Source organism: Rhodopseudomonas sp., from assembly GCF_048594845.1.
Taxonomy (GTDB): domain Bacteria; phylum Pseudomonadota; class Alphaproteobacteria; order Rhizobiales; family Xanthobacteraceae; genus Rhodopseudomonas.
Genome location: NZ_JBMDXE010000170.1, coordinates 1 through 26,886, shown reverse-complemented (window position 1 = coordinate 26,886; position 26,886 = coordinate 1). Strand labels below are relative to the sequence as shown.

At 66.4% G+C, this 26,886-nt stretch carries 22 protein-coding genes; 13 read left to right on the top strand and 9 right to left on the bottom strand.

Annotated elements, in window-relative coordinates:
- Together ACOJTD_RS10790 and ACOJTD_RS10785 are read left to right on the top strand one after the other, a co-directional pair.
- The coding region (locus ACOJTD_RS10790; protein WP_420132914.1) for an ABC transporter permease at positions 1-697 on the top strand (697 nt) is incomplete at its 5' end.
- Positions 698-735: 38 nt separating this feature from the next.
- Positions 736-1,821, top strand: coding sequence for a BMP family ABC transporter substrate-binding protein (locus tag ACOJTD_RS10785; protein ID WP_420132913.1), 1,086 nt, complete (start codon positions 736-738; stop codon positions 1,819-1,821).
- Between the two features lie 412 nt (positions 1,822-2,233).
- On the opposite strand, the gene ACOJTD_RS10780 is transcribed toward ACOJTD_RS10785, so the two are convergent.
- Together ACOJTD_RS10780 and ACOJTD_RS10775 are read right to left on the bottom strand one after the other, a co-directional pair.
- Entirely contained in the window at positions 2,234-3,199 is a 966-nt protein-coding gene (locus ACOJTD_RS10780) for a S1C family serine protease (protein ID WP_420132912.1), read from the bottom strand.
- A 105-nt stretch (positions 3,200-3,304) separates the two neighbouring features.
- Positions 3,305-4,294 (bottom strand): Bug family tripartite tricarboxylate transporter substrate binding protein, encoded by a 990-nt coding sequence (locus ACOJTD_RS10775; RefSeq protein ID WP_420132911.1) that lies wholly within the window; start codon positions 4,292-4,294, stop codon positions 3,305-3,307.
- 267 nt (positions 4,295-4,561) lie between these two features.
- Between ACOJTD_RS10775 and ACOJTD_RS10770 the strand changes: the two genes are divergently transcribed.
- From ACOJTD_RS10770 to ACOJTD_RS10760, 3 genes are all read left to right on the top strand, one after another.
- Complete coding sequence (locus tag ACOJTD_RS10770; RefSeq protein ID WP_420132910.1) at positions 4,562-5,797, top strand: O-antigen ligase family protein; 1,236 nt, start codon at positions 4,562-4,564, stop codon at positions 5,795-5,797.
- Positions 5,798-5,826: 29 nt separating this feature from the next.
- Positions 5,827-6,807, top strand: coding sequence for a UDP-glucose 4-epimerase GalE (gene galE / locus ACOJTD_RS10765; RefSeq protein WP_420132909.1), 981 nt, complete (start codon positions 5,827-5,829; stop codon positions 6,805-6,807).
- 243 nt (positions 6,808-7,050) lie between these two features.
- Positions 7,051-7,956, top strand: a complete 906-nt coding sequence (locus ACOJTD_RS10760; protein ID WP_420132908.1) for a WecB/TagA/CpsF family glycosyltransferase — start codon at positions 7,051-7,053, stop codon at positions 7,954-7,956.
- A gap of 25 nt (positions 7,957-7,981) precedes the next feature.
- Here the strand turns inward: ACOJTD_RS10760 and ACOJTD_RS10755 are convergent, their stop codons facing one another.
- Genes ACOJTD_RS10755 through ACOJTD_RS10745 form a run of 3 tightly spaced genes read right to left on the bottom strand, consistent with a single transcriptional unit; the run spans position 7,982 to position 12,723 of the window.
- Positions 7,982-9,304 carry a glycoside hydrolase family 5 protein gene (locus tag ACOJTD_RS10755; RefSeq protein ID WP_420132907.1) on the bottom strand — a complete coding sequence of 441 codons (1,323 nt, stop codon included), beginning with the start codon at positions 9,302-9,304 and terminating at the stop codon, positions 7,982-7,984.
- 3 nt (positions 9,305-9,307) lie between these two features.
- Entirely contained in the window at positions 9,308-10,645 is a 1,338-nt protein-coding gene (locus ACOJTD_RS10750; RefSeq protein ID WP_420132906.1) for a VpsF family polysaccharide biosynthesis protein, read from the bottom strand.
- Positions 10,642-12,723, bottom strand: coding sequence for a GumC family protein (locus tag ACOJTD_RS10745; protein ID WP_420132905.1), 2,082 nt, complete (start codon positions 12,721-12,723; stop codon positions 10,642-10,644). The genes ACOJTD_RS10750 and ACOJTD_RS10745 overlap by 4 nt, the downstream gene beginning before the upstream one ends.
- 420 nt (positions 12,724-13,143) lie before the next feature.
- Between ACOJTD_RS10745 and ACOJTD_RS10740 the strand changes: the two genes are divergently transcribed.
- Both ACOJTD_RS10740 and ACOJTD_RS10735 read left to right on the top strand, forming a co-directional pair.
- Positions 13,144-14,379: a glycosyltransferase family 4 protein gene (locus tag ACOJTD_RS10740; protein ID WP_420132904.1), complete on the top strand. Its 1,236-nt coding sequence runs from the start codon at positions 13,144-13,146 to the stop codon at positions 14,377-14,379.
- On the top strand, positions 14,369-15,889 hold the full coding sequence (locus ACOJTD_RS10735) for a glucosamine inositolphosphorylceramide transferase family protein (protein WP_420132903.1): 1,521 nt from the start codon (positions 14,369-14,371) through the stop codon (positions 15,887-15,889). Before ACOJTD_RS10740 ends, ACOJTD_RS10735 begins: the two co-directional genes overlap by 11 nt.
- 11 nt (positions 15,890-15,900) lie before the next feature.
- Here the strand turns inward: ACOJTD_RS10735 and ACOJTD_RS10730 are convergent, their stop codons facing one another.
- Positions 15,901-16,260: a hypothetical protein gene (locus ACOJTD_RS10730; RefSeq protein WP_420132902.1), complete on the bottom strand. Its 360-nt coding sequence runs from the start codon at positions 16,258-16,260 to the stop codon at positions 15,901-15,903.
- 253 nt (positions 16,261-16,513) lie between these two features.
- On the opposite strand from ACOJTD_RS10730, the gene ACOJTD_RS10725 reads away from it, so the two are divergent.
- Complete coding sequence (locus ACOJTD_RS10725; protein WP_420132901.1) at positions 16,514-17,866, top strand: lipopolysaccharide biosynthesis protein; 1,353 nt, start codon at positions 16,514-16,516, stop codon at positions 17,864-17,866.
- A gap of 220 nt (positions 17,867-18,086) precedes the next feature.
- On the opposite strand, the gene metA is transcribed toward ACOJTD_RS10725, so the two are convergent.
- A complete protein-coding gene (metA, locus tag ACOJTD_RS10720; protein ID WP_420132900.1) occupies positions 18,087-19,076 on the bottom strand; it encodes a homoserine O-succinyltransferase MetA in 990 nt (329 codons plus the stop codon).
- Positions 19,077-19,088: 12 nt separating this feature from the next.
- Positions 19,089-20,393, bottom strand: a complete 1,305-nt coding sequence (locus ACOJTD_RS10715; RefSeq protein ID WP_420132899.1) for an O-acetylhomoserine aminocarboxypropyltransferase/cysteine synthase family protein — start codon at positions 20,391-20,393, stop codon at positions 19,089-19,091.
- Positions 20,394-20,669: 276 nt separating this feature from the next.
- Here ACOJTD_RS10715 and ACOJTD_RS10710 point away from each other — a divergent pair, with 276 nt between their 5' ends.
- Both ACOJTD_RS10710 and ACOJTD_RS10705 read left to right on the top strand, forming a co-directional pair.
- Positions 20,670-22,484, top strand: coding sequence for a long-chain-acyl-CoA synthetase (locus ACOJTD_RS10710; protein WP_420132898.1), 1,815 nt, complete (start codon positions 20,670-20,672; stop codon positions 22,482-22,484).
- Between the two features lie 35 nt (positions 22,485-22,519).
- Entirely contained in the window at positions 22,520-23,398 is an 879-nt protein-coding gene (locus tag ACOJTD_RS10705; RefSeq protein ID WP_420132897.1) for a branched-chain amino acid aminotransferase, read from the top strand.
- A gap of 43 nt (positions 23,399-23,441) precedes the next feature.
- On the opposite strand, the gene ACOJTD_RS10700 is transcribed toward ACOJTD_RS10705, so the two are convergent.
- Complete coding sequence (locus ACOJTD_RS10700; RefSeq protein ID WP_420132896.1) at positions 23,442-24,317, bottom strand: acyl-CoA acyltransferase; 876 nt, start codon at positions 24,315-24,317, stop codon at positions 23,442-23,444.
- A 105-nt stretch (positions 24,318-24,422) separates the two neighbouring features.
- Between ACOJTD_RS10700 and ACOJTD_RS10695 the strand changes: the two genes are divergently transcribed.
- The 3 genes from ACOJTD_RS10695 to ACOJTD_RS10685 are packed head-to-tail and all read left to right on the top strand — an operon-like array spanning position 24,423 to position 26,761.
- Entirely contained in the window at positions 24,423-24,668 is a 246-nt protein-coding gene (locus ACOJTD_RS10695; RefSeq protein WP_054165592.1) for a phosphopantetheine-binding protein, read from the top strand.
- Entirely contained in the window at positions 24,655-26,037 is a 1,383-nt protein-coding gene (locus ACOJTD_RS10690) for a class I adenylate-forming enzyme family protein (protein WP_420132895.1), read from the top strand. The genes ACOJTD_RS10695 and ACOJTD_RS10690 overlap by 14 nt, the downstream gene beginning before the upstream one ends.
- Positions 26,030-26,761 (top strand): SDR family NAD(P)-dependent oxidoreductase, encoded by a 732-nt coding sequence (locus ACOJTD_RS10685; RefSeq protein ID WP_420132894.1) that lies wholly within the window; start codon positions 26,030-26,032, stop codon positions 26,759-26,761. The genes ACOJTD_RS10690 and ACOJTD_RS10685 overlap by 8 nt, the downstream gene beginning before the upstream one ends.
- The last annotated feature ends 125 nt before the right edge of the window (positions 26,762-26,886 follow it).

The following is a 26,886-nucleotide window of genomic DNA, read 5'->3' as shown; positions in this document are numbered from 1 at the left end:
GGCGCTGTTCGCGCTGATGACGATCGGTCTCGCGGTCAATCAGGTTGCGGCCGGTCTCGCGCTCACCATTCTGGGCACCGGCCTTGCCGGCCTTATCGGTCTCGGTTTTGTCGGCGAACGCATCACGCCGGCGCCGCAGTTGGCGATCGACGGCCTGACCACGCTGCCGGGCATCGGCAGGCTGCTGTTCGGCCAGACCGCGTTTGTTTATCTCTCGGTGGGGCTGATCGTCGCAATCGGCGTCGTGCTGACCCGCACCCGCATCGGACTGATCCTGCGCGCGGCCGGCGACGATCCGGCGGCGGCGCATGCGCTGGGCCATCGCGTCGGCCGCATCCGCACGCTGGCGGTGCTGTTCGGCGGTGGCTGCGCCGGGCTCGCGGGCGCCAGCCTGCCGCTCGCCGATACGCCGTTCTTCGCGCCCGGCATGACGGCTGGCCGCGGCTGGATCGCGCTGGCGCTGGTGGTGTTCGCCTCGTGGCGGCCGGGGCGACTGGTGGCCGGCGCCTATCTGTTCGGCGCGGTGTCGATCCTGCAATTGCATGCGCAGGCGTTCGGGCTCGGCCTGCCGCCGCAGCTGATGACGGCGCTGCCCTATCTTGCCACGATCCTGGTGTTGGTGCTGATCTCCCGGGTGCGCCGCGGCGGCTCGGTCGCGCCGGCCGCGCTCGGAACCGGCTTCGTTCCGGATCGATGAAGACGAACGAGACACATCAAGTGAGCGGAGAGAACTGGATGACGAAGGCGAGTGTGATGGCGGCGCTGCTGCTGGCCGGGTTCGCGGGGCTGTCGGGCGCCGCGGCGCAGGACAAGCCTGCCAAGCTCAAGATCGGCTTCGTCTATATCGGCCCGGTCGGCGATTTCGGCTGGACCCACCAGCACGATCAGGCGCGCCAGGCGCTGGTCAAGCAATTCGGGGACCGCATCGAGACCACCTTCCTCGAAAGCGTCAGCGAAGGCCCCGACGCCGAGCGCTCGATCGAGCAGCTCGCCCGCGCCGGCAACAAGCTGATCTTCACCACCTCGTTCGGCTACATGGATTCGACCATCAAGGTCGCCAAGAAGTATCCCGACGTGAAGTTCGAGCACGCCACCGGCTACAAGCGCGAGAAGAACGTCGCGACCTATTCGGGGCGCTTCTACGAAGGCCGCTACGTGCAGGGCACGATCGCCGCCAAGATGTCGAAGAAGGGCGTCCTCGGCTATATCGGCTCGTTCCCGGTGCCCGAAGTGATCTCCGGCATCAACGCCACCATCCTGGCGGCGCAGAAGATCAACCCGGACATCAAGGTGAAGATCGTCTGGGTCAATTCCTGGTTCAATCCCGGCAAGGAAGCCGAAGCCGCCAAGGCGCTGCTCGACCAGGGCGCCGACGTCATCATGCAGAACACCGATAGCGCCGCCGCGATGCAGATCGCCAACGAGCGCGGCGCGCTGGCCTTCGCGCAGGATTCCGACATGATCAAGTTCGGCCCCAAGGCGCAGCTCACCGGCATCATCGCCAACTGGACGCCGTACTACACGGCGCGCGTCCAGGCCCTGCTGGACAACACCTGGCAGGCGGGCGACACCTGGGGCGGCCTCAAGGACAAGATGATCCTGATGGCGCCCTATACCAACATGCCGGACGACGTGAAGAAGCTCGCGGCCGACACCGAGGCCGGCATCATCGACGGCAGCATCAAGCCGTTCGCCTGCCCGGTCGTCGACCAGGACGGCAAGGACGTCGAATGCAAAGGCGGCGACCACCTCGACGACAGCCAAGTGCTCGGCATGAATTTCTACGTGAAAGGCATCGACGACAAGATTCCGGGGAAGTAGCGGAAGTTGCGCTCGCGCTGGATCATCCGATCAGCGCGCCCCACCTCTCAAGGTCATCGCCCGGCTCGTCCGGGCGACCCAGTATTCCAGAGCGCTCGTTGAAAAGCCGTGCACCTAGTACACGCGCTCTGGAATACTGGGTCCCCCGCATGCGCGGGGGATGACGGCCGGGTTTTGGGGCAATGCCTCGAGCCAGTCCCACCGTCATACACCGGCTTGACGCGTATCCATCGCGTGCGCCAGCGCGCTCGAATAGTTAGGTTCTTGCGAGGCGGTTGGATTGCCGGCTCAAGCCCGGCAATGACGAGGTGCTTGGGGTCGACGCGGTGGTCCAAGGCGGAAGAAAGGATTCACAAGCCGATAGCCGATAGCCGATATCGGTCGCGGCTCTCTCTCACCGTCAGCCTCTCGCTCAATGCAATCTCGGCCCCTTCAAAAATTTCGCGCGGTCGCCGGAGTGCAGCACGACGTCGAATGTCGCGCCGCCGCTGAACAGGGTCAGCGGCACCTCGACGCCGGCGCTGCCGAGCGACCAGAGCTTGCGATAAAACTCGGCTTCGGTCGTTACCTTCTCGCCCGCGACGGCGAGGATGACGTCGCCGGTCTTCAGCTCGGCGCGCGCCGCAGGGCCCTTTGGGGCGATTCCGACCACCACGATCTTGTCCTCGATCTCGGTCGAATACAGGCCGAGCCACGGCCGCGCCGGCTTGTTGACCCGGCCGATGGTGCGCAGATCGCCAAGGATCGGTTTCAGCAGATCGGTCGGCACCATCATGTTGTAGTGTTCGTCGCTGCCGCTGCGCTCGATCTGCAGCGAGCCGATGCCGATCAGGTCGCCGGCCGCGGACAGCAGCGCGGTGCCGCCCCAATTCGGATGCGACGGCTCGGTGAAGATCGCGTCGTCGAGCAGATACTCCCAGTAGCCGGCGAATTCCTGGCGCGCCGCGATCCGTCCCGACACCGAGCGGGTGCGGCCGCCGACGCCACCGATAATCACCCGATCACCCGCTTTCGCCGCGGCCGAGTCACCGAGCCGCAGCGGCGGCAGATCGATCGAGCCGAGCGCCTGCACCAGGCCGAAGCCACTGTCCTGATCGAAGCCGAGCGCGTGGCCCTCGACGACGCGGCCGTCGCCGAGATGGAGCCAGACCGTTTCAGCCTCGGTGATCAGATAGCCGATAGTGAGCAGCAGCCCGTCGTCGATCAGCACCGCATTGCCGGCGCGCTCGGTTCCGAGCGTATTAGCCGTGAAGGCATCGGGCGGAATGATGGCATGCAGGCCGACCACCGCAGACAGCGCACGATCGACGTCGAACGGAAAGTCTGCGGCCCGGGGCCGGATCGCGGCCGGCACATTCCATTCGGGCAAGGAAGGCATCCGGCGTCTCCTGTTCAGCACGACGGGCGGAACTGGAAATATCGGAGCCGGCCGGCCCAATTGCAAGCCGGGAGGGCGGCCGCAACCGCCGCCCCCGGAGCTGCCTCAGCCTTCTTTATGCACCTGTGACGTGTCCACGATCTTGCGCCAGCTCTCGGTTTCGGCCCGCATCATCGCGCCGAACTGCGCCGCATCGCCGTGCAGCGGGATCGCGCCGAGTTCGGCGATGCGCTGCTTGATGGTCGGATCGTCGAGAGCGGCGTTGATCGACAGGTTCAGCCGGTCGATCACGTCCGTTGGCGTACCGTGCGGGGCACCGACGCCGTAGAACGAGCTGGTCTCGTAGCCGGCGAGCGTGTCGGCGATCGGCGGCACGTTCGGCAGCACCACCGAACGCTCGCGCGTGGTGACTCCGAGCGCGCGGATCTTGCCGGCGTTCGCCAGTTCGAACGACGAGGTCACGTTGTCGAACATCGCCTGGATCTGGCCGGACATTAGGTCGGTCAGCCCCGGCGCCGAGCCCCGATACGGCACGTGCACCAGATCGACACCGGCCATCGATTTGAAGAGTTCGCCGGACAGATGCAGCGACGTGCCGACGCCCGACGAGCCGACGCTGATCTTGCCCGGATTCGCCTTGGCATAGGCGATGAACTCCGCGACCGTCTTGGCCGGAATGTCGTTGTTGATCACCAGCACCAGCGGGATTCGCGCAAGCCCGGCGACCGGCGCGATGCTCTTGGCGAAATCGAACGGCAGGGTGCGATCGAACGAGGCGTTGATGGCGTTGGCGGTGCTGGTCAGCAGCAGCGTGTAGCCGTCGGCCGGCGAATTGATCACCGCCTGCGTGCCGATCGTGCTCCCCGCCCCCGGCTTGTTCTCGACCACGAAAGGCTGCCCGAGTTTCTCGGTGAGATTCTGGCAGACCATCCGCGACAGCACGTCGGTCGCGCCGCCCGCCGCATAGGGTACGATCCAGCGCACCGGCCGCGCGGGATAGGTGCCGACGTCGGCCACGGCCGGCAGGGCCCGCGCGCCGAACAACGCAGCGGCCGCGCCTGCGGCCGAACCGAGAAACGCTCGCTTACTGATCATCTATCAACTCCGCCCTGATATCGCTGATAGCCTATAGCGCCGTTCCGCCGCGGCTTCATGCCAATGCCGCAGATGTGGTAAAGGCCGACGAACCCGAACCGCCGATGCCGGCGAGCGATCGATAAGCCAGCGTTAATCCCGCTTTCCTACACTGCCCGTGCCGCGACCCGCGCGCGTCGGCGACTTGCCGGACGGGCGCGCGGCCGCTTTCGCGCCCGGCGCGACACGGTTAACGAAGCGTTTCAGCCGGCGACGCAAGGTTACAGCATGACCGACTTTGCCATCGCGGCCCCTCCGAGCACGGCGCCCCGATTGCGCAGCCTGCAGCTCGCACTGCTGTGGTTCGTTGGCGCCAGCGGCGCGATCGTATTCATCGAACCGAGTCCGTACGAATTCGCCGTGCTGCTGTCCGTTTTGCTGTTCGCGGCCACGGGGCTACGAATTACGCCGGCGCTGGTCATTCCGATCGGCCTGCTGATCGGCATCGAGTTTGGCTACACCATCGGCGCCTCGACGCTGCTCGATGACCCGCTGATCCTGAACTGGCTGCTGACCTCGTGGTACATGGCGATCACCGCGATGTTCTTCGCGCTGGTGGCGCTCGAGGAAACAAGCGCGCGCATCGACGCGATCGCCAACGGCTATCTGGCGGGCGGCCTGATCGCCGCGCTGGCCGGCATCGCCGGCTATTTCAATCTGATCCCGGGCGGCAGCGACCTCCTCACTTTCGCCGGCCGCGCGCGCGGCACGTTCAAGGATCCGAACGTGCTCGGCGCGTTCCTGATCTTTCCGGCGATCTACGCGCTGCAGCGGGTGATCGAAGGCTCTTTCTGGAGCGCGGTGCGCAACGCGATCGCATTCGGCATCATCGCGCTGGCGGTCTTCCTCGCGTTCTCGCGCGCCGCCTGGGGCACGCTGGCCGGCGCCTCGGTGCTGATGGTCGCGCTGATGTTCATCACCGCGCCGACGCAGCATCGGCGCCTGCGCATCGTGCTGCTGGCGATGCTGGCCGGCGTGTTGCTGATCGCGGCGCTCGCGGTGCTGTTGTCGTTCGACCAGATCGACGCGCTGTTCAAGGAGCGCGCCAGCCTGTCGCAGCCCTATGACAGCGGCCGGTTCGGCCGCTTCGGCCGGCATCTGCTCGGCGCCGCGATGGCGCTCGACTATCCGACCGGGATCGGACCGCTGCAATTCCGCCGTTTCTTCCCCGAGGACACCCACAACTCGTTCCTGAACGCCTTCATGTCGGGCGGCTGGATCAGCGGCATCCTGTATCCGGCGCTGGTGTTCATCACTGCCGCCTATGGGCTGCGCAACGTCTTCGTTCGCACGCCCTGGCAGCGCACCTCTATCGTCATCGTCTCGACCATGATCGTCACCCTGCTCGAAAGCTTCATTATCGATACCGACCACTGGCGGCATTATTTCTTGCTGATCGGCTTGACCTGGGGCGTGGCAATTGCGAGCAGTCGCGTCCGGTTCCAGAGCAACGCGCCACCCTGACGGCGCGGCGCCAGCTACGGAAAGCCCAGATGGAGAGCCACATCCTCGTCACCGGCGGCGCCGGCTACATCGGCAGCCACATGGTTCTGGCGCTGCAGGCGGCCGGCGAGCGGCCGCTGGTGATCGACGATCTCTCCACGGGCCGCCGCGACGCTATCCCCGCGGGGGTGCCGCTGTTCCAGGGCTCCGCCGGCGATGCGGCGCTCGTCGGCGAGGTGATGGACCGCTATCCGATCGCCGCGATCGTGCATTTCGCGGCCAGCATCGTGGTGCCGGACTCGGTCGCGCAGCCGCTCGATTACTATCGCAACAACACCGCCAATGCCCGCACGCTGATCGCCTGCGCGGTGCAGCGTGGCGTGCCGCATTTCGTGTTCTCGTCGACCGCCGCTGTGTATGGCGAGCCGGAGCGCACCCCGATTGCCGAAGATCAGCCGACGCAGCCGATCAATCCTTACGGCCGCTCCAAGCTGATGGTCGAGTGGATACTGGACGACGTCGCCCGCGCGCATCCGCTGAGCTACGCGGCGCTGCGCTACTTCAACGTCGCCGGCGCCGATCCGCAAGGGCGCACCGGGCAATCGACCCCCAATGCGACGCATCTGATCAAGATCGCCGTGCAGGCCGCGCTCGGCAAGCGCGACGGCCTCGACGTGTTCGGCACCGACTATCCGACCGCCGACGGCTCGTGCATCCGTGACTACGTCCATGTCAGCGACCTCGTCGCCGCGCATCTCGACGCGCTGCGCTACCTGCGCGCCGGCGGTGCGAGCATCACCTGCAACATCGGCTACGCCTCGGGCTATTCGGTGCTCGATGTGATCGAGATGGTGAAGCGCGTGTCGGGCGTCGACTTTCCGGTCCGCATCAAGGGCCGCCGCGCCGGCGACCCCGCGGCGCTGGTGGCATCGAATGCGCGCGCCAGGACTGAGCTCGGATGGACGCCGCGCTACGACGATCTCGAGACCATCGTGCGCCACGCGCTCGCGTGGGAAAAGCAACTGGCGTGACCGACGGGTTCCAGCCTGTGGATGGAACCTGCCTCATCCCGGCACGCCGCATCGTCGTGACACAGCGCTGATGCAGGACGGCACAGTCGGCGGGAAATCGCGCGCGTATCGTTACTGCATCATTAACTGTTTTACCTTGTCGCGCGGAAACGGTTAAGCCGCGCTTGCAAGGCTGTTAAGAAGCGCTGATTGTTTGTTTTCAATGCTCTTGAAACACGTCCTTGGCGACGAGTGGAATTCGTGATGTCCCAGGTGCAGATTGCCATGCGAGCCCAGACGACGAGCGCCGAACGGCGTGGGTCGGATCGCCGGGTTGCGCCGTTTTCGATCGAGGCGCTGCCGTTTGGTGAGCGCCGCGTCGGTGGCGATCGGCGTCGCAGCCGTTTCCTGCATTGGAAGCGCAATCTGATCGGCGGCCTGCCCATCGTTGTGGCCGACCGCGCCGAAACTGCGCGTGCGATGGTCGACGAGGCGTTGAAGCGCCGCGGCCTGTGGCGCTATCCGGCCTATATGACGTCGACCAATGGCGAGGTGACGTATCGCTGCGCGGTCGATCCGGCCGAGCACGCGATGTTCCTGCAGGCCGATGCGATCCATGCCGACGGCATGCCGCACGTATTCGTGTCGCGCTTCAAGTGCGACGTGCCGCTGCCGGAGCGGGTGGCGACCACCGACCTGTTTCACGACGTCGCGCGCGAAGCGATCAAGCGCGGCGCTACCATGTTCATGCTCGGCGCCGACGAAACCTCGAACCGGCTTGCGACCGATCTGGTGAAGAAGTGCTATCCCGATCTCAAGCTGGTCGGACGACGCAACGGCTTTTTTGCCGACCAAGACGAGGAAATCGCGGCGTGCCGGCAGATCGCCGAGCTGGCGCCCGATATCCTCTGGGTGTCGATGGGCGTGCCGCGCGAACAACTATTCATCGGCCGGCACCGCCACCGTCTCACCACCGTCGGCGTGATCAAGACCTCGGGCGGCTTGTTCGACTTCCTGTCGGGCCTCAAGCCGCGCGCGCCGGTGTGGATGCAGCGTATCGGGCTCGAATGGCTGTGGCGCATGGCACTCGAGCCGCGACGCCTCGGCATGCGCTATCTGCGGACCAATCCTTACGCGATGTATCTGCTGCTGACGCAGACCACGCGCTGACCGCGCCGCGCAGCGCCGAAGGCTGCTACTTGCGCGGCCGAAACAGCATCTGGTCGGTGATGGCGATCTGGTCCGGCCGGTAATGGCCGACGCCCCAATCGGTCTGCAGCCCATAGGGCGGATCGTTCGACGGTCCAATCAGCCACCAGCTTCCGCTGATCGGCTGCTGATCGCCCGTGAAGGTCGGGCCGCCCTCGGCGCCGTATTTGCCGTTCATGTAGTCGAGCAGATTGCGCGCCCATTCGCGCGTCTCCGGCGTGCGCAGCGAGGCGCCCATCTCGCCGATCCACACCGGCGCAATGTTGTCGCGCACCAGATAGCCCCAGGTCGCGTTCATCCGGTCGATGAAGCCTTTGCCGGTTTCCGGAATGCCCCAGCGCTTGGTGTCGGCGATCTCTTCCGGATATTCGTGGATCGAATACACCAGCTTGTTGGCGATCTTCAGCCGCACCGGATTGGCGCCCGCCGCCGTCAGATTGCCGGCCGACGCCGCAAGCATCGGGTCCATGCCGGATGATTTCGGCGGCGGCTTGTAGGTCTCGGGCCCTTCGCAAATGATCAACACGCCGGGCTCGACGTCCTGGATCGCCGAGCCATAATCCTCGCACATCGCCTTGATGTCGGTCGGCCCGCCGCCGCCCCAGGTGATGTGGCCGCGATCGCCGTTCGGCTCGTTGTGCAGATCGTAGCCGATCACGGTCGGATTGCCCGCGAAGGTCTTGGCGATGCGTAGCCAGTTCTCTTTGACCATTTCGGCCGAGAAACGTCCGGGCGCGATGCCGTCGGTGTTGTCGGTGCCCGGGCCGAGATCGAACCACAGCCCGTTGCGTTGCTGCCCAGCAGTGCCCTGATTGGTGTGGTGATCGAAGATCACCTTCAGGCCGATCTCGCCCGCATAGTCGACAATGCGCCGGAACGCCGTCAGCGTGGTGACGTAGCGATAGCGGCCGTCGGCGCGCGGGGTCTGCGAGGCCAGCAGTTCCGGATTGAGTGTCGTGTTGATCCAGCCGAGCCGGTCGCTGTAGCCGTGCAGCGGCGTGTCGAGGCCGAGATCGATCCAGGGAATCCGCACGGTGTTGAAGCCGGCATCGACGATGGACTCCAGAACGGTCTTGTAGCTGACGGTCCAGATCCCCGACGGCGCGGCGCCGGGCGGACCTTCGGTGCCGTTCCAGCCGATTGAAGCGATGCGGACAGGCTGGCCGCGGTCGTCGACGATCTGGCTGCCGCGCGTGCTGAGATAGCCGGACGGCAGCAGATAGCCACCGCGCCCCGCAGGCCGCAGGTCTGACGCATCGCGGACGATCGCGGGCGGATCGGCAAGCTGGCTGACGACTGCAGCGTCCATTGCTCAGCTCACCCAGTCGCGCGATGCATCCGGCTTGCGAAACAGCGACGAGATTACCACGAGGAAGATCGCGAAGGTGAAGAACCGTCCGGCGAACGAACCGAAGGTGTTGCACAGGAACAGGAACACCGCGATCGGAAAGATCGCCTTCCAGGTCATCCGCCGATACGCCTCCCAGATCAGCAGCAACACGCCGAGCATGATCATCGAGGCCACCACGACGCCCTGGAACACGCTCATCTGAATGAACGGATTCTCCACGCCCCATTCCAGTCCGAACGAATACACCTGCGAGCGCACATAGTCGGTGTGGGCGCCCCACAGCATGTCGCCCCAGTTGAACGACAGCAGCAGCGGCACCATGATCCAGCGGGTGCGGGCGCTGCCGCCGTCTTCGCTGAAGCGGTCGAACATCTGGTCGAACGCGCCGATCGACGCCAGCACCGCCACCGCCGCGATGCCGACCGGAATGATCGTGAACCAGACGATCAGCGCAGTGCGCGACAGCTTCATGCCCGCCGCCGCCCGCAGCAGCGTCCAGGCCAGCATCCCGGCCATGATCACCGCGGTCAGCAGGAACGCGGTGCGGCCGCCAAAGGCGAGCAGCGCCGCGCATTGCAGGCCGATCATCGGCATCCGCAGATTTCGCCGCAGCGCCGTGCCGGCACCGCACAGCAGGCTGACGATATAGATGCAGGTGATCGTGGCGGCGTGGAGTGGATGGCTGAGGAAGGCGGTGGCGCGCGGCTCCACCGTCGTCATGCCGTCCGGCGAATAGGTGATCAGCGGAAAGATGTTGAACCCGATCGCGAGCTCGATCACCGCCAGCAGCGCATTGGCGAAGAAGAACCAGTGCAGGAAGCGTTCGAGACGGTCCATGTTGTCCGGCGACACGAATGGCAGCAGCATCGCGCACAGAAACAGATGCAGATCGGTGTCGAAGAACATGCCGAAGCCGTTGCGGCCGTCGGCGACGATGTTGACGACGGCGAACACCGACGCGCAGAGGAAGAACAGCGACCCGAGCTTGGTCGCCAGATAATAGCGGGCCAGATCGAGTTTCTGCGGATAGGTGACGACGAACACGCCGAACAAGAGAACGATGAAATAGGTCGAGACGTGAATCTTGGTGATCGGTGAACCGCCGATCGAGCTGTAATCGTAGCCGATCAGGTCGAGCACATTGGCCGACACGATGAACAGCAGCACGATATAGACGGCCATCATCTTCTGCACGAGCGGCCCGGCGAAGGGCAGCCGCAGCCGGACGATCGACGTGGAGGAGCCGGCAGGAGCGAACGCCGCCGGCGAATGCGGCGTGCCCTGCCCCTGCGCCGTCATGCCGCCACCGAGACGTCCGGCTCGATGATCACCATGCGGGCCTTGACCTGGCGGTGGCGCAGCAGATCCACCAGGATCGCCGCATCCTCGCTCTTGCCGCCCTCGCTCTTGCCGCCCTCGCCCTGCGCCAGGAACACGACCTCGTCGGCCATGTAGTACAGCCCATATTCGGAGGCAGACGCGCCCATTTCGCCGCCGTCGACGATGACGCGATCGAACACGCGGAGCTGCTGCAACGCTCCCGACAACGCCTGTCTGGCGGCGGGATCGTGCGCCGCGAGCGCCGACAATCCGACCGGCACCACGCGCATCGCGGTCGGCTGATGCAGCCGGACGACGTCGTGAATATCGGCCGCGCCGTTCATCACGTCGCGCAGGCCCGGCGCCTTGTCGAAACCAAGCCGGGAGGTGGTGGAGTGGCGCGCCAGATCGGCATCGACCAGCATGACATCCATCCGGTTGGCGATCACCGTGCGGGCGAGCTGCAGCGCGACGTCGTCGAGCCAGGCGCCGCGCTGCACCTGAACCAATACGATGGTGGTGCCCTTCGGCGCGGCGAGGATCTCTTCGCCGAGCGTAGCCAGGCGACTGGCCTGGCTTGGCATCGCGACGGGGCGTAGATGCGACGGCGGCGCGGTGTCGGCGGGCGCAAGCTCCGGCGCATCCGGCACGGCTTCGGGATCGGGCTCGCCGCCGGGGCGATCGAATGCATCGCGCGCCAGCGCCGCCGCGATGCCGATGGTGATGCCGGCGAAGATTGCGGCGGCCAGCATGATCATCGTCGGCGGCCAGCTCTTGTTCTCCGGCATGGTGGCGCGCGAGATCAGGCGGATATTGGTGGTGTCGATACCCTGCCGTTCCTCGGCGGTCTTCGCCTTGGCCAGAAACGTCTCGTACACGACGCGGCTCGACTCCGCTTTGCGCTCGAGTTCGCGCAGCGGCACCATCGCCTTGTCGTTGGTCTCCGACTGCTTCTTCAACGCGTCGAAGTTGGCCTCCAGGTTCTGCACATTGGTGCGCTCGCTGGCTTCGGTGTTGCGCACCGAGCGGGCGATGGTCTTCAGCTCGCGCTGAATCGCCGCCTGGGCGTCGCGCACCTGCGCACGCGCCGCTTGCAGCGCCGGGTGGTTCGGCCCGTCGATCTGCGCAAGCTGCGCTTCCTCGCGCGAGGCGTCGGCGAGACGCGACCGGAGCTGCACGATTGCGGCCGACTGGATCGCCTCGGGCAGCGCTTCCAGACCGGCATCGCCGTGCTCAATCGTCTCGATAAGCCGTACCCGCGCCTGCGCATCGGCAAGCCGCGTCTTGGCATTGGTGAGCTGGGTATTGGCCTCGTCGAGCTGCTGCTCGGTGACCATGCGACTACGCGAGCCGACGAGATTGTTGGCCGCCTTGAAGGCCGCAACGGCTTCCTCGCCGCGCCTCACTTCCTGCCGCAGCTTGCCGAGCTGTGCCGAGATCGCCTCCGAGGTCCGCCGCTGGAACGCAGCATTGGCGCCCGCCTGTTCCTCGAGATACGACGTCGCCACCGCGTTCGCGAGCGCCGCGGCGCGCGGCGCGGTGTCGGCCGAGGCCAGAATGTCGATGACGAAGGAGCGGTCGATCCGCTTGGTGGCGACGTTCTTGCGCAGGTTCCGCAGCGTCACCAGCGCGCGATCCTCGGTCCGGCCGAGGCCGATCACCGACTTGATCAGCCGCCCGATGGTGATCCGCTCGCCGTTGAATTCCGGATCGTTCTGCAGATTGAGCTGCTCGATGACGCGGTTGAGCACTTCGTTCGAGGTGATGATCTTGAGCTGGCTTTCCACCAGCAACAGGCCGTCGCCGGGAACCGAATTCTGCTGCTGCGCATCGTCCTTCGGCGTGTACTGATCGCGCGGATCGACGAAAACCTGGGCGGTTCCGGTGTAGGACGGATGCGCCACCAGCAGATACGCCACCACGATGCCGCACAGCACCGCGGGGATGCCGATCACCCAGCTCCGGCGCCGCGACAGAATGCCGAGGACGTTCCTGAAATCGATCCCGTCGGAGATCCGGTCGGTCGGCGCTTCTGGCGAAGTCGGCTTGGGCGACATGGTACTTTACAACTCGCTGGATCTACGAACCCGCATCATGAGCCGCGAGGACCGATGATGTAACTGCGACGTCGAGCCGCGACGGCGTCGATGCTGCTGACTCCGCCAGCCGCGAAACCAATCCGGACTCGGCCTGAGCCGCCTTGCACACTGACTACAAAGTAAAGAACTAGGGTTAATCGGGGGTTACGTGCCCGGCCGCCGGGTTGCATTGACGATCGGTTAACACCAATCGCAGCGCGCCGGAGCGCGCGACGTTTCGCGCAGAGATCCTTCAGATTAACCGCATACAACGATACTCACCCGGACTACGGACGTTTGCTGTAAACCGCAGACACAGATCGTAACACTTCATTAACCTGCACCCGGCCGCCTCGACCGTCCGGTTTCCTGGAAGTCGTTTTGCTGACGCCATCGTCGATGCCTCGCGATACCAACAGCCGCGCCGACCCCGGCCTCGATCTCGCGCGCCGTGAGTCCGGCGAGCGGCCGGCGGCGGCAAGCGGAGCGATCGCGGATCGGCCGCGCCGGGCGCGTGTGCTGTTGGTGCAGACCCAGGCCGAGAACGCCGGCGCGCAGGAGATCTCGCGGCTGGTCGGCGCCGGCCTCGCCGCACGCGGCTACGACATCCATAACCTGTTCTTCTTCCGGCAGTCACGGTCCTTCGACGAGCCGCCGCAGACCGTGTACTGCGCAGCGCGGCGCCCCGGCGATCCGCTGTCGTTCCTGCGCTTTCTCGGCAAGTTGCATCGGCGCATTCGCGAGATCCGGCCGGACGTCATCCTCACCTTTCAGCACTACGGCAACGCAATCGGCGGCGCGGTCGCACGGCTGGCGGGGCCTGCGCCGGTGATCGCCAATCAGGTATCGGCGCGGCTGACGATGCCCGCCTGGCTGCGCGGCATCGACCGCGTGATGGGACAACTCGGCGTGTTCGCACGGATCACCGTCAACTCGCACGACATGCTGCGCGACTACTCGCGCTATCCGAACGGCTATCGCACGCGGCTGACGCATGTTCCGCATGGCTTCGACCAGAAGCGCCCGACGATGTCGAAAGTCGATGCTCGCCGTCACTTCGGACTGGCGCCGGACGCGATCGTGCTCGGCTCGGTGGCGCGGCTGCATCCGCTGAAGCAACTCGACGCGGCGCTACGTGTGCTCCCCGCGCATGTGGACTGGACGCTGGCGCTCGCGGGCCAGGGGCCCGACGAGACGCGACTGCGCGATCTCGCCGCCGAACTCGGCGTTGCAGATCGGGTGCGCTTCGTCGGCGAGATCTCGCCCGAGCAGGTCGCGAATTTTCTCGCCTGCCTCGACGTCTTCGTATTTCCCTCCCTGGCCGAGACCTTCGGCCTTGCCGCCGTCGAGGCCTCCCACGCGGGCGTGCCGGTCGTCGCCAACGATCTGCCGGTGCTGCGCGAGGTGATGGCCTATCAGGGAGAGCCGGCCGCAATTCTGGTCGACGCTTCCGACACCACGGCGCTCGGCGCCGCGATCACCCGCGTGCTCGAAGAACCTGCACTCGCCGCACGACTGCGCCGCGCCGCAGAGGGCCTGAAGACGCGCTACTCGGTCGACGCAATGGTGGACGAATATGTCCGCCTCATCGAGCAGACGATCCCGCCCGCGGAGGGATCGCGCCGTGCTGGTTGAGCTCCGCTTCGACGATCGCCGTCCGCGGCGCTGGATGCGGCACCTGACGACCTTGGTGAGCGGCGCTGGACCACAATTGCAGATCGTCTGGGTGCACACCGACGCGGAGCGACCGGCGGGCCTGGAAGCGCTGCTCGACCTCGAACGCATGCTGCTGCGCCGCGGCCGCCCCTGCGGCGCGGATCGCGATCCCGCCTTCGCACAGCAGCCCCAGCACGCGGCGCAAACACCGGACATCATCGTCGACTTCACCGCGATGCCGCGCGATCCGGCGCGAACGCCGCGGCTGTACTTGCGGCCGCTGTATGACGGCGTGGCCGGAGAGGACGCGGCGCTCGCCGCGATCGTGGCCGGCGATCTGCCGCTGATCGAGATCCACGACGATATCACCGGCACGACCCTGTGGTCGGGCAAGCCGTCCGGCGAATCCGCCGAGGGGCTCGGCGGCGCGCTCGGGGCCGTGATGGCGCGCACCGCCACGCTGCTGAAGGGCGCCCTGGAGACGGGCGTGCCGACGGCCGCGCCGCGCCCGTTCACATCGCTCCGTGCTTCGCGTTCGCCGGCGGCTTTCGTGCTGCGCGGCCTCGCCTCCAGCCTGGCTCGTCGTATCTACCGGCTGTGCTGCTACTCACCGCATTGGCGCATCGGGTGGCGCTATACCGACGACGCCGGCATCTGGAAGTCCGGCGATCTCTCCGGTCCGGAATGGCGCGCGGTGACGAGCCCGGCCAACCGCTTCTACGCCGATCCGTTTCCGATCACCTGGAGGGGCCGCACCTTCGTGTTCGTCGAGGAGCTCGATCATCACGTCGGCAAAGGCTTCATCTCGGCGATCGAATTCGGCGCCGACGGCCCGATCGGCGCGGCGATCCCGGTGCTCGAAGAGCCCTGGCACCTGTCCTACCCGTTCCTGATCGTGCATCGCGACGAACTCTGGATGATCCCGGAGAGCAGCGCCGAACACGAGGTGACGATCTATCGCTGCGCCGAATTTCCGCATCGCTGGGAACGTCACGCGACGCTGCTGTCGGGCGTCGAATTCGCCGACGCGACGATCGCGCAGCACGACGGCCTGCATTACATGTTCGGCGCGACACGCGACGGCGCCGGCGGTTACTCCGACACGCTGTCGATCTATTATGCCGACGATCTGTTCGGGCCGTGGCGTCCGCATGCGCAGCGGCCCGCGCTGGTCGACCGCGCCAGCGCGCGGCCGGCCGGCCATTTCGTCCACCGCAACGGACGGCTGTGGCGTCCGGTGCAGGACTGCACCCACGGCTACGGCAGCGCGCTCGGTCTCGCCGAGATCACCGAATTATCGCCGGCCCGCTTCAGCCAGACCGTGCACCACACCGTCACGCCGGGGCCGCGCTGGCCCGGCCGCAAGCTGCACACGCTCAATCGCTGCGGACGTCTCGAACTGATCGACGGCACCACCATTCAGCCCAAGATCGAAGCGCTACGTCTGCCGATGCGGGCCGGCGAACCGGCGGTCGCGCAGAGCCGCTGAGGCGAAGCGCGTCAGCGGCGCGGAAGCCAGCGCACCAGCAGCCAACCGGCGGTCAGCCCGACCGAGCCGCCGACCAGTTTCACCGCGGCGTCGAACACGCGGCCATGCCGCGACGGAGTCAGCACCTGCAGAACCTCGAACAGCGCCGCCGCACCGAGCACGACGATCGCCGCCAGCACGATGTAGCGCGGATAGGCCATCGCGAACAAACCGCCGACCACGGCGAAGGCGAGAAAGCGCTCGATCGACGGCGGCCATCCCGTGGTCGGTCGAAGCCCCAGCGGACTGAGTGTCGCCATCGCAATGAACGCCAGACACAGCCACGCCGCGATCCGCAGCAGCATCTCGTATCTGGCCGGAAGCTGCTCCATCAACGCCTCGTCGATCGTGTGTCTATGGTTAACAGCGCGGCCTGTCGCGGACATTTCCGACGCGGCTACCGCGAGTCTTTACCGTACACGCAATTATCATTTTGCATGTCAGCGAAGTGACTCCAATTAGAGTAAGTTGCCACACGATGCCAGCGCGTCGATGTCACATCGTCGTGCCGGCACATCGTAGACGAAGCGCGGCGTCGCCGTCGTCTCGTCGGTTTTGCAGTTCCGCTCCGGTCAGGCTCAGTCAGTGAAGTTCAGCGTCCCGATCGATCGTTTTGCCGGCCTTCGCAGCAACGTCGCGGTTCGCACCATGACCGGTGCGTTCGCGCTGCGCGTGGCGATCACGATCGCAAATCTGGCGCTGGTGACGCTCGCGGCCCGGATGCTGAGCCGCCATGATTTCGGCACCTATTCGATGCTGTTCAGCGCCGCCGGCCTGCTCAGCGTCATCGCGACGTTCGGCCAGCAGATCTTCATCACCCGCTCGTGGAGCGAGTTCAGCGCGGCGAACGACGAAGCGACGCTGAAAGGCGCCATGACCTTCACGGCGCTCGCCTCGCTGATCGGCGTGCTGCTGATCGGCCTGCCGTTCTTCTTCTGGTTCGCGGCCGAACACGACACCACGCTGGCGCTCGCGGCGACGCTGTATCTCGTCTGCTATTCGCTGCTGCTGACCTCCTCGCATTTCGCACGCGGCGCGATCGGCGTCTGGGTCGGCGACGGCCTCACCTATCTGCCGGTGGCGCTGTGCCCGATGCTCTACATTGTGGGCAGTTATGTGCTCGGCGCGCCGATCGAGATGTATCGGATCTTCCTGAGCATGGCGGCGATGTCGAGCGTCACCATGCTGGTGCAAATGGCGCTGCTCCGCCGCCGCGTGCGCACACAGTTCCCGGGCATCGGACGCTCCCCGTCGCGCTTCGACCTGCGCACCTGGACGACGCGCTCGACCAAGCTGTGGATCTCCGGTGGCCTCGAAGCTGCCAACCAGTATGCGGACGTCGTCATCATCGGCTATCTGATGAGCCCGACCGTCGCCGGCGCCTATTTCGTCACCACCCGGATCGCCAATGCCTTCGCGATGGCGACCGGCGCGGTCTACATCTTCTCGACCCGCCACTTCCCCAACCTGTATTACAATCGCCAGTATCGGCAGCTCGACAGCCTGCTCGACTCGGTCGCGCTGATCACGCTGGCGATCGTGATCGGCGGGTTGATGGTCGTGCTCGGCGGCGGACACTGGATCCTGCTGGCCTTCAACTCCGACTATGTGCCGTACTACGGGGCGCTGGCGCTGCTGACGATCGGCACGGCCGCGGTCGCGGCCGCCGGACCGTCGGGCTCGATCCTGATGCTGACAGGACACGAGGGCAGCTATCTGGCGATCGTTGGCGGCACCGTGCTGATGCGCGCCGTCGGTTTCTTCATCCTGATCCCGATGTTCGGCATCACCGGCGCGGTGACCGCCACCACCATCTCGTTCGTCACCCTCGCTTTGCTGCTGCGCGGCGCCGCCAAGCGCATGGCCGGCATCGACGGCTCGGTGCTGCGCCTCGTCACCCGCCTGCGCCGCGGCCAGATCCCGCTGCGAGCGGAGTGATCCCCGCTCTTTCACCTGTCCAGGCGAACAATTACCGCGGACTGCAGATCGTTCTCGACGCCCGTCATGACCAGGCTTGTCCCGGCTATCCACGCCGTTGATGCGTCTCCTGCAGCGCGGCGTGGAGGCCCGGCACGAGTCCGGGCATGACGGAGATGGTCCAGCGTTGGAATCGAAGAGAAAGCTTCAGAACTGCTCGGGCGACGCGAACGCAGACCCGTTACGACGCCATGCTCGCCAGCCAATTGCGGAACAGCGTCGAGGCTGTGGCGGCGACCGCATCGGCGACGCCGGCGCGCATCGTCAGCGGCGGCAATTTGGCGATCAGCGCGGGATCGCGCCGCGTCTCGGCTTCGCAGCGTAACGCCCGCAAGGCCTGCTCGGTCGCCGCGTCGAAATAATCGACCGGCACGTCCGGATAGTCCGCGCGCTCGCCGGTGAGATAGCGGCCGATATCGCGCAGATATTCGCGCTGCAGCGACGCCGGATCGTATTCCGGGTGGCCCTGGAAGAACACGAAGCGGCTGCGGTTCTGGCGCGTGAAGATGTCGACGCCTGCGCCCGGTGCCTGCGTCAGCACCGTGTAGTTCGCCGCGACGAGCTTGTCCGCCGGCAGATCGTTGAGCCGCGAATGCGGCACCCGCGGCTGCGCCGGCAGACCCACGAGCAGAGCATCGTCGCCGGGCGCTTCGCAGTGATACACGCCGGCGCATTTGCGCGGCAGCCGCTGCCGTTCGACACCGTCGAGATGCAGCACGGCGGCATGCGCCGCGAGGCACGACCAGATCGTCGAGCGCGTATGCGCCTCGGCCCAGTCCACCAGCGCCCGCATCTCGTCCCAATACGGCTCGTCCTGCAGTCTTGCTGCGCGCGGCTCCGCACCGGTGACGATCAGGCCGTCGAGCCGCAATGCGTCGATGTCGGCGATGTCGGTGTAGAGACTGGCGATGCGCTGCCGGGTCGCGTGCGAGCGCGCCACCGACGGGAGCGCCAGGCAGTGCAGCCGCACGGTGGAGCTGCCGTCAGCGTCACGCAGCAGACGCTGGAATTGCCGCTCGGTGGCCCGCAGCGCCGCATCGCTCATGTTGTTGACGAGCCCGATCTCGATCACCCGGCGGCGCGAGCCGGTCGGCGCTTCGCTCTCGGCGGCATTCGCCGGCACCAGGGGCGCGTCGTCGCGGGGATCGGCCTTGTCGAACAGCAGGGTCATCCCGCCGCGCCTCTACTCGGCGGCAATCGGGCGAGATTGCTGGCCGCTCGCGCGAGCGAGCGCCTGATCGAGATCCTCGATGATATCGGCGATGTGCTCGATGCCGATCGAGAGCCGGATCGTCTCCGGTAGCACGCCAGCGACGCGCTGCTGCTCCGCCGACATCTGGCGATGCGTGGTCGAGGCCGGATGACACGCCAATGATTTGGCGTCGCCGATATTGACCAGGCGGGTGATCAGCTTGAGCGAGTCGTAGAACGCCTTGCCGGCCTCCATGCCGCCCTTGATGCCGAAGGTGAACAGCGACGACGCCCGACCGTCGAGATATTTCTGCACCAGTGGATAATACGGGCTGTCCGGAAAGCCGGTGTAGTTCACCCAGGCCACGCGGGGATCGTCCTTGAGGAATTCGGCGACCTTGCGGGCATTCTCGACGTGCCGCTCCATCCGCAGCGCCACCGTCTCGATGCCCTGCAGCAGCAGGAAAGCGTTGAACGGCGACAGCACCGCGCCCATCGTGCGCTGATAGATCGATCGCGCGCGCTCGATATAGGCGGTCGGCCCGAACCGCTCCGCATACACCATGCCGTGATAGGAATGATCCGGCTGATTGAACGCCGGGAACCGCTCCGGCTGCTTCGCCCAGTCGAACCGGCCGCTGTCGACGATGATGCCGCCCAGCGTCGTGCCGTGGCCGCCGAGAAATTTCGTCAGCGAATGCACGACGATGTCGGCGCCGTAATCGATCGGCTTCAGCAGGATCGGCGTCGCCACCGTGTTGTCGACGATCAGCGGCACGCCAGCGCGGTGCGCCACCTCGGCGATCGCCTCGATATCACAGACATTGCCGGCCGGATTGCCGATGGTCTCGCAAAACACCGCGCGGGTGTCGTCGTCGATCAGCCGCGCGATATCGTCGGGCTTGTCGCTGGCGGCAAAGCGGCCGGTGATGCCCTGGCGCGGCAGAATGTGCGACAGCAGCGTGTGCGTCGTGCCGTAAAGCTGCGGAACCGAGACGATGTTGCCGCCGTGGTCGGCGACGTTGACGAAGGAGAAATGCAGCGCCGCCTGCCCGGTCGCCACCGCCAGCGCGCCGACGCCGCCTTCGAGATCGGCAACGCGTTTTTCCAGCACAGCACTGGTCGGGTTGGCGATGCGCGAGTAGCGGTAGCCTTCGGTTTCCAGATTGAACAACGCCGCGCCGTGGTCGGCGCTGTCGAACGCGTAGGAGGCGGTCTGATAGATCGGCACCGCGACGGCCTTCGTCGTCGGATCGGGATCGTAGCCGGCGTGAATGGCAATCGTCTCGTTGCGCATGGGCTCACCTCCGCAGATCCGAACGAGCTGCACTTCGGGCAGCTTCCGGCACCGACGATAACTAAGGCAGCAAACTCGAATGCGACAACAAGTTTCAAAAACTTCGCGGTACTAACCCTAATATCGGATGATGAATTCGCTACAATTTGAATCAATTTATTCGAAACAGCTTTGTTTACCTTACGGATGCTTTGTCAGCGCCTCCGCAAGCATTTGCCAATTCAATTCGCGTAAGTTTGCGCCGATATTTCTCGTCAGATTGTCGGGCTCGCCTTCATGAACGTGCAACCAACAGCCATCGCCGCTGCGCCGCCCGAGGCGGGCCCGGGCGCGGCGCGGCCATCGGTCGCGAAAAGCTGGCTGAAGGCGATCGAACTGACGGCCCGCATCGAACAGACGCCGCACCGCCTGCTCGCGGATGTGATTGCCGATCACGCCGCCGCGGCGCCGCATCGCGCGGCGATCGTCTCGTCGCATGAGACGCTCAACTACGCCGAGCTAGCCGCACGCGTCGATCGCTACGCGGGCTGGGCGATCGCAAACGGCGTGGCGAAGGGCGACACCGTCGCACTGCTGATGCCCAATCGCGCGGACTATCTGGCCGCATGGCTCGGCATCACGAGGGTCGGCGGCGTGGTGGCGCTGATCAACACCCAGCTTGTCGGCGCCTCGCTGGCGCATTGCGTCGATCTCGCCCGCGCCGGCCACCTCATCGTCGCCGACGAACTCGCCGACGTTTATGCGGGCGCGCGCGAAAACATGAGGACGTCGCCGCGGCTGTGGCGTCATGGCGGCGCCCCCGATGAGCGCTCGATCGAAACCGCGCTCGCGGCCGACGATCTTCCGCCTTCGCCGACGCGGCGCGACGTCCAACTCGACGATCTGGCACTGCTGATCTACACCTCCGGCACGACCGGCCTACCGAAGGCGGCGCGCGTCACGCACCGGCGGGTGATGAGCTGGGCCGGCTGGTTCGCCGGACTGATCGATGCCACGCCAGACGATCGAATGTACAACTGCCTGCCGATGTATCACAGCGTCGGCGGCGTAGTGGCGCCCGGCAGCGTGCTGATGGCCGGCGGCGCGGTGGTGATCGCCGAGAAATTTTCTGCGAGCCGCTTCTGGGACGACATCGTCCGCTGGGACTGCACGCTGTTTCAATATATCGGCGAGCTGTGCCGCTATCTGCTGCAGGCCCCGACTTCTGCGCACGAAACCCGGCACCGGCTGCGGCTGGTGTGCGGCAATGGCCTGCGGGGTGACGTCTGGGAGACGTTCCAGGCGCGCTTTGCGATCCCGCGCATTCTCGAATTCTACGCGGCCACCGAGGGCAATTTCTCGCTGTACAATGTCGAGGGCGAGCGAGGGGCGATCGGCCGCATTCCGTCCTTCCTGGCTCATCGCTTCCCGGCAGCGATCGTCAAGTTCGACATCGCAACCGGCAAGCCGCTGCGCGACGCCGACGGCCGCTGCATCCGCTGCGCGCCCGGCGAGGCCGGCGAAGCGATCGGCCGGATCGGCGAAGCCGATAATCGCGGCGGCCGGTTCGAGGGCTACACCAGCGCGGCGGAGAGCGACAAGAAAGTGCTGAGCGACGTGTTCGCGCCCGGCGACTCCTGGTTTCGCACCGGCGACCTGATGAGGCAGGACGCCAAAGGCTTCTTCCATTTCGTCGATCGCATCGGCGACACCTTCCGCTGGAAGGGCGAGAACGTCGCGGCCAGCGAGGTCACCGACGTGACCGCCGCCTGCCCCGGTGTGATCGATGCCAGCGTCTACGGCGTCGCCGTGCCGCACGCCGACGGCCGCGCCGGCATGGCGGCGCTCGTCGTCGCCGATGACTTCGACTTGGCCCATCTGCATCGGCATCTCGCCGACCGGCTGCCGGCGTTCGCGCGCCCGGTGTTCCTGCGGCTGCGCCGGACGCTGGAGATCACCGGCACCTTCAAGCAGAAGAAGCAGGAACTGATCGACCAAGGCTTCGACCCCCGCGTCGTCGACGACCCGCTTTATGTCGCGGATGCGGGCGGCTACGTGCCGCTCGACGCCGCGCGCTACGCCCGCATCGAGGCGGGCGCACTCCGCCTCTGACAGCCGCATCTCACCGTCCAACACGAGACCCGACCATGATCCCCGCAACCGCACCCACCAGCTTCTCGAAGACCTGGACGTTCTTCGAGGGCGACTGGCACGAGGGCAATGTGCCGATCATGGGGCCGCGTACCCACGCAGCCTGGCTCGGTTCGATGGTGTTCGACGGTGCACGCGCATTCGAAGGCGTCACGCCGGATCTCGACAAGCATATCGCGCGCGTCAACTGGTCGGCGACGAACTTCAAGCTCAAACCGATGATCGACACGACAACCTGGCACGGGCTGGTGCAGGACGGGCTGAAGCGCTTCGACGCCAAGGCCGAACTCTACATCCGTCCGATGTACTGGGCGCAGAGCGGCTCCGGCGGCGGCGTGCTGTTCGATCCGGAGACGACCAACTGGTGCCTGTGCATCTACGAAGCGCCGATGCCGAAGCCGACCGGCCTGTCGATCACGCTGTCGCCGTTCCGCAAACCGAGCGCCGATTGCGCGGTGGTCGATGCCAAGGCCGGCTGCCTCTATCCGAACAATTCGCGGGCGATGATCGAGGCGCAGAGCCGCGGCTTCGCCAACTGCCTGATGCGCGACATGCTCGGCAACATCGCCGAGCTCGGCAACTCCAACATCTTCATGGTGAAGGACGGCGTGGTGTACACGCCAGCGCCGAACGGCACGTTCCTGAACGGCGTGACCCGGCAGCGCGTGATCGCGCTGCTGCGCGGCGACGGCGTCGAGGTGGTCGAGACAACACTGCGCTACGAGGATTTCGTGGCAGCCGACGAAATCTTCGCCAGCGGCAACTTCGCCAAGGTGCAGCCGATCGTCCGCATCGACGACCGCGCGCTGCAGCCCGGCCCGATCTTCACCCGCGCCCGCGCCCTGTATTGGGATTTCGCGCACAGCCACGGCTGACGCGGCGAGGCGCAAGCCGGAGAGCTGCCGATGCGCCGCCGGACTACGGCCCGTACAGCACCAGTTCGGTTTCGGTGAGATCGGCGAGCCGCGGCGGGTTCGGCCCCTTGAAGTATTTGCAGCCCCGCGACGCCAGATAGACACCCCGGAGGCCCGCAACCGGCCCGTTGGCATCGACGATCAGCATCGCGGCGCCGCGCAGGATCAGCGTGCGGCCGAGCGCCCCGGCGCAGCGCACGAGATCCGCCACGTCTCGGCAATACACCAGCTGCATCGCCGGCGTCGGATAACGGCCGTGCTTGATCCGCTTCGGCACCAGGATGAACGGGATGGCTTCGCCGCCGACGCGGCATACCAGCGACAGGCAGCCATAGGCCGCATGACCGCGCAACAGTTCGGCTTCGCTCTCCGGCAGGCCAGCAATGCCGCGCGTGGCCGCGGTCACGCGCTCCACCCGCATGCCGGGCTCGGCGCGCGACAGCAGCGGCAATGCCACGAACATGCCCTGGCAATAGCGCCGGAACCCCTGCGCCTCGATGATCGGCCAGGTGTTCACCGCCGGCGAGATGTTGATGTAGGTGACGGCCTTGTTCTTCTGCGCCATCGACGTCAGCATCGTCGCGTAGTTGCGGAACTCCGGCTCGACGTACCAGCTCGACACGTTGCAGCGCAGGCCGGCCGTATCGGAACCGCCGCGCTGCGCGTAGAGCAGCAGCAGCACGCCGACCGGCTCGCCGCCGGCTTCCAGCAGATATCCGTAGCGCGGACAATCGGCTGGAATGTCCCGCTCAGCCTGGCGCCGCAGCCCGCGCCGCCAGTAATCGGGCGTGCGGCCGACGAAGCCGCGGGTCAGCAGATTGGAAACAGCCTCGATATCCGCATCGGTGATCTCGCGGCAGCGTACTTTGCGAGCATCCATCGTCGTTTACCAATCGACCCGATTTGCGAACTACACGCATAGATTCGCTTCATCTTTGCGCCCTATGGTGTTGTCTCACGGATCGAGCAGGAAGGCGAAAGATCGATGTCTGTACGGTTAACAATCGTGACGATGATGCAGGAGATCGCCGCAGAGCAGAACCGCAAGCTGCCGCCGCTCACCGACGATCTGGTACTACACCAATCCGGCTTCGACTCGCTGTGCTTCGCCATCCTGGTGGCGCGGCTCGAAGACACGCTCGGCGTCGATCCCTTCACCGCAGCCGACGACGCGATCTTTCCGGTGACGCTCGGCGACTTCATCAAGGCGTATGAGAATGTCCCCGCGTGAGATCACCGCGCTACGCAACTATCTGGCGACCGGCCTGAACGGCCGCACTCTCTCCGGTAACACCGACACGGTCGCGATCTCCGACATCGCCGCGGGAACGATCCTGGGCGGCCGGTTGCCGGACCTCGCCGGCCGCTCGGTCGTGCTGTCGCTGGCGACGCAGCTCGCGAGCGGCATCGCCATGATCGAGCTCGACGGCGTCGCGCGGCGGATGCTGTTGTGCCCGCCGGACTTCGACATGGCGCACGCCGCGTCGCTGATCGCCGACGCCGAGATCGATGCGGTCGTCACCGACGACCCCGAGCGCTGGGCGAACCGCGGCGTCGAGCTGATCGTGCCCGCCGCCCTGCCGGTACGGCCGGCGCAGGCCGTCGAGCTGTCGCACACCACGCAGTGGCTGATGCTGACCTCCGGCACCACCGGCGCGCCGAAGATCGTCGCGCACACGCTGGCGGCGCTCACCGGCGCCATCGTCACCGACGGCGCTGCGCTGCGCGCGCCGCAGACCTGGGCGACCTTCTACGACATCCGCCGCTATGGCGGGCTGCAGATCTTCCTGCGCGCTGTGCTGGGCGGCGGCTCGATGGTGCTGTCGGCGCCGGGCGAAATGATGATCGATCACCTGGCTCGCCTCGCCGCGCGCGGCGTCACCCACATCTCCGGCACGCCCTCGCATTGGCGCAAGGCGCTGATGAGCGCGGCGGTCGCGAACTTCCGCCCCGAATATGTGCGGCTGTCCGGCGAGATCGCCGACCAGGCCGTGCTCGACAGCCTGCGGCGCGTGTTTCCCGACGCCTCGATCGGCCATGCCTACGCGTCGACCGAGGCCGGCGTCGGCTTCGCCGTCACCGACGGCCGCGAGGGCTTCCCGAAGTCGCTGATCGGCCCCAATCCGGGCGGCGTCGAGATGAAGGTGGTGGACGGCTCGCTGCGGATCCGCTCCGCCCGCACCGCACACACCTATGTGGGCGCGGCCGCGCCGTCGCTCGCCGATGCCGATGGCTTCATCGACACCGGCGACATGGTCGAGCTGCGCGACGACCGCTATTACTTCGTCGGCCGCCGCGACGGAATCATCAATGTCGGCGGCCTGAAAGTGCATCCGGAGGAAGTCGAGGCGGTGATCAACCGCCATCCCGCCGTGCGCATGGTGCGGATCCGCTCGCGGCGCAGCCCGATCACCGGCGCGCTGGTGGTCGCCGACGTGCTGCTGGCGAACGTCTCCGACTCCGGCCGCACCGGCGAGATCCGCGAGGCAATCCTCGCCGAATGCAAGCGCGCGCTGCCGCCCCACAAGGTGCCGGCGGTGATCAACTTCGTGCCGCAGCTCGACGTCACCCCGTCCGGCAAGCTGGCCCGCCATGCGTAACGTTGTGGTGACCGGCGGCAGCCGGGGCATCGGGCTGGCGATCGCGCAGCGTCTCGCCGCCGGCGGCTATGGCGTGATCGCCGTCGCCCGGCGCGAAACCGACGAACTGAAGGCGGCGATCGATGCCGCGGCGGCTGGTCCGGGCTCGATCGCCTTCAAGCCGTTCGATCTCGGCGAGATCGACGCCATTCCCGGCTTCGTCAAGGACCTGCGCCGCGCGTTCGGCTCGATCTGGGGCCTCGTCAACAACGCCGGCATCGGCACCGAAGGCGTGCTGGCGACGATGCACAATAGCCAGATCGAAACGCTGCTGCGCATCAACGTGACGTCGCCGATCACTCTGACCAAGTACATCGTCCGTAACATGATGGCGGACGGCGGCGGCCGCATCATCAACATGTCGTCGATCATCGGCTCGACCGGCTACAACGGCCTGTCGGTGTACGGCGCCACCAAGGCGGCCGCGATCGGGTTCACCCGCTCGCTGGCGCGCGAAGTCGGCCGGCTGAACATCACCGTCAATGCCATCGCACCGGGCTTCATCGACACCGAGCTGACCTCGGGCCGCGCCGGCGACGGCCGCGACAAGATCGCGAACCGCAGTGCCCTGCGCCGCCTTGCCGAAGCCGACGACGTCGCCCGCATGGTCGAGTACCTGCTCGGCGACGGCGGCCGGAATATCACCGGCAGCGTGCAGACCATCGACGCGGGGAATACGGCGTAGCGAGCTGATGCGCTCAGGCTTCCACCCGATCGCAGCACGCTCCCTCTCCCGCTTGCGGGAGAGGGCGGGGGTGAGGGCGCCCCATGCAGTGAGTTCGAGAATCGTGGAGAGGAGTGGGCGCCCCC

What these genes read in the sequence shown, in the direction of transcription:
- ACOJTD_RS10785 (WP_420132913.1), top strand. Translation starts at nt 736, where the DNA reads ATGACGAAGGCGAGTGTGATGGCGGCGCTGCTGCTGGCCGGGTTCGCG.
- ACOJTD_RS10780 (WP_420132912.1), bottom strand. Translation starts at nt 3,199, where the DNA reads ATGCCTTCCTTGCCCGAATGGAATGTGCCGGCCGCGATCCGGCCCCGG.
- ACOJTD_RS10775 (WP_420132911.1), bottom strand. Translation starts at nt 4,294, where the DNA reads ATGATCAGTAAGCGAGCGTTTCTCGGTTCGGCCGCAGGCGCGGCCGCT.
- ACOJTD_RS10770 (WP_420132910.1), top strand. Translation starts at nt 4,562, where the DNA reads ATGACCGACTTTGCCATCGCGGCCCCTCCGAGCACGGCGCCCCGATTG.
- galE (WP_420132909.1), top strand. Translation starts at nt 5,827, where the DNA reads ATGGAGAGCCACATCCTCGTCACCGGCGGCGCCGGCTACATCGGCAGC.
- ACOJTD_RS10760 (WP_420132908.1), top strand. Translation starts at nt 7,051, where the DNA reads ATGTCCCAGGTGCAGATTGCCATGCGAGCCCAGACGACGAGCGCCGAA.
- ACOJTD_RS10755 (WP_420132907.1), bottom strand. Translation starts at nt 9,304, where the DNA reads ATGGACGCTGCAGTCGTCAGCCAGCTTGCCGATCCGCCCGCGATCGTC.
- ACOJTD_RS10750 (WP_420132906.1), bottom strand. Translation starts at nt 10,645, where the DNA reads ATGACGGCGCAGGGGCAGGGCACGCCGCATTCGCCGGCGGCGTTCGCT.
- ACOJTD_RS10745 (WP_420132905.1), bottom strand. Translation starts at nt 12,723, where the DNA reads ATGTCGCCCAAGCCGACTTCGCCAGAAGCGCCGACCGACCGGATCTCC.
- ACOJTD_RS10740 (WP_420132904.1), top strand. Translation starts at nt 13,144, where the DNA reads ATGCCTCGCGATACCAACAGCCGCGCCGACCCCGGCCTCGATCTCGCG.
- ACOJTD_RS10730 (WP_420132902.1), bottom strand. Translation starts at nt 16,260, where the DNA reads ATGGAGCAGCTTCCGGCCAGATACGAGATGCTGCTGCGGATCGCGGCG.
- metA (WP_420132900.1), bottom strand. Translation starts at nt 19,076, where the DNA reads ATGACCCTGCTGTTCGACAAGGCCGATCCCCGCGACGACGCGCCCCTG.
- ACOJTD_RS10715 (WP_420132899.1), bottom strand. Translation starts at nt 20,393, where the DNA reads ATGCGCAACGAGACGATTGCCATTCACGCCGGCTACGATCCCGATCCG.
- ACOJTD_RS10710 (WP_420132898.1), top strand. Translation starts at nt 20,670, where the DNA reads ATGAACGTGCAACCAACAGCCATCGCCGCTGCGCCGCCCGAGGCGGGC.
- ACOJTD_RS10705 (WP_420132897.1), top strand. Translation starts at nt 22,520, where the DNA reads ATGATCCCCGCAACCGCACCCACCAGCTTCTCGAAGACCTGGACGTTC.
- ACOJTD_RS10700 (WP_420132896.1), bottom strand. Translation starts at nt 24,317, where the DNA reads ATGGATGCTCGCAAAGTACGCTGCCGCGAGATCACCGATGCGGATATC.
- ACOJTD_RS10695 (WP_054165592.1), top strand. Translation starts at nt 24,423, where the DNA reads ATGTCTGTACGGTTAACAATCGTGACGATGATGCAGGAGATCGCCGCA.
- ACOJTD_RS10690 (WP_420132895.1), top strand. Translation starts at nt 24,655, where the DNA reads ATGTCCCCGCGTGAGATCACCGCGCTACGCAACTATCTGGCGACCGGC.
- ACOJTD_RS10685 (WP_420132894.1), top strand. Translation starts at nt 26,030, where the DNA reads ATGCGTAACGTTGTGGTGACCGGCGGCAGCCGGGGCATCGGGCTGGCG.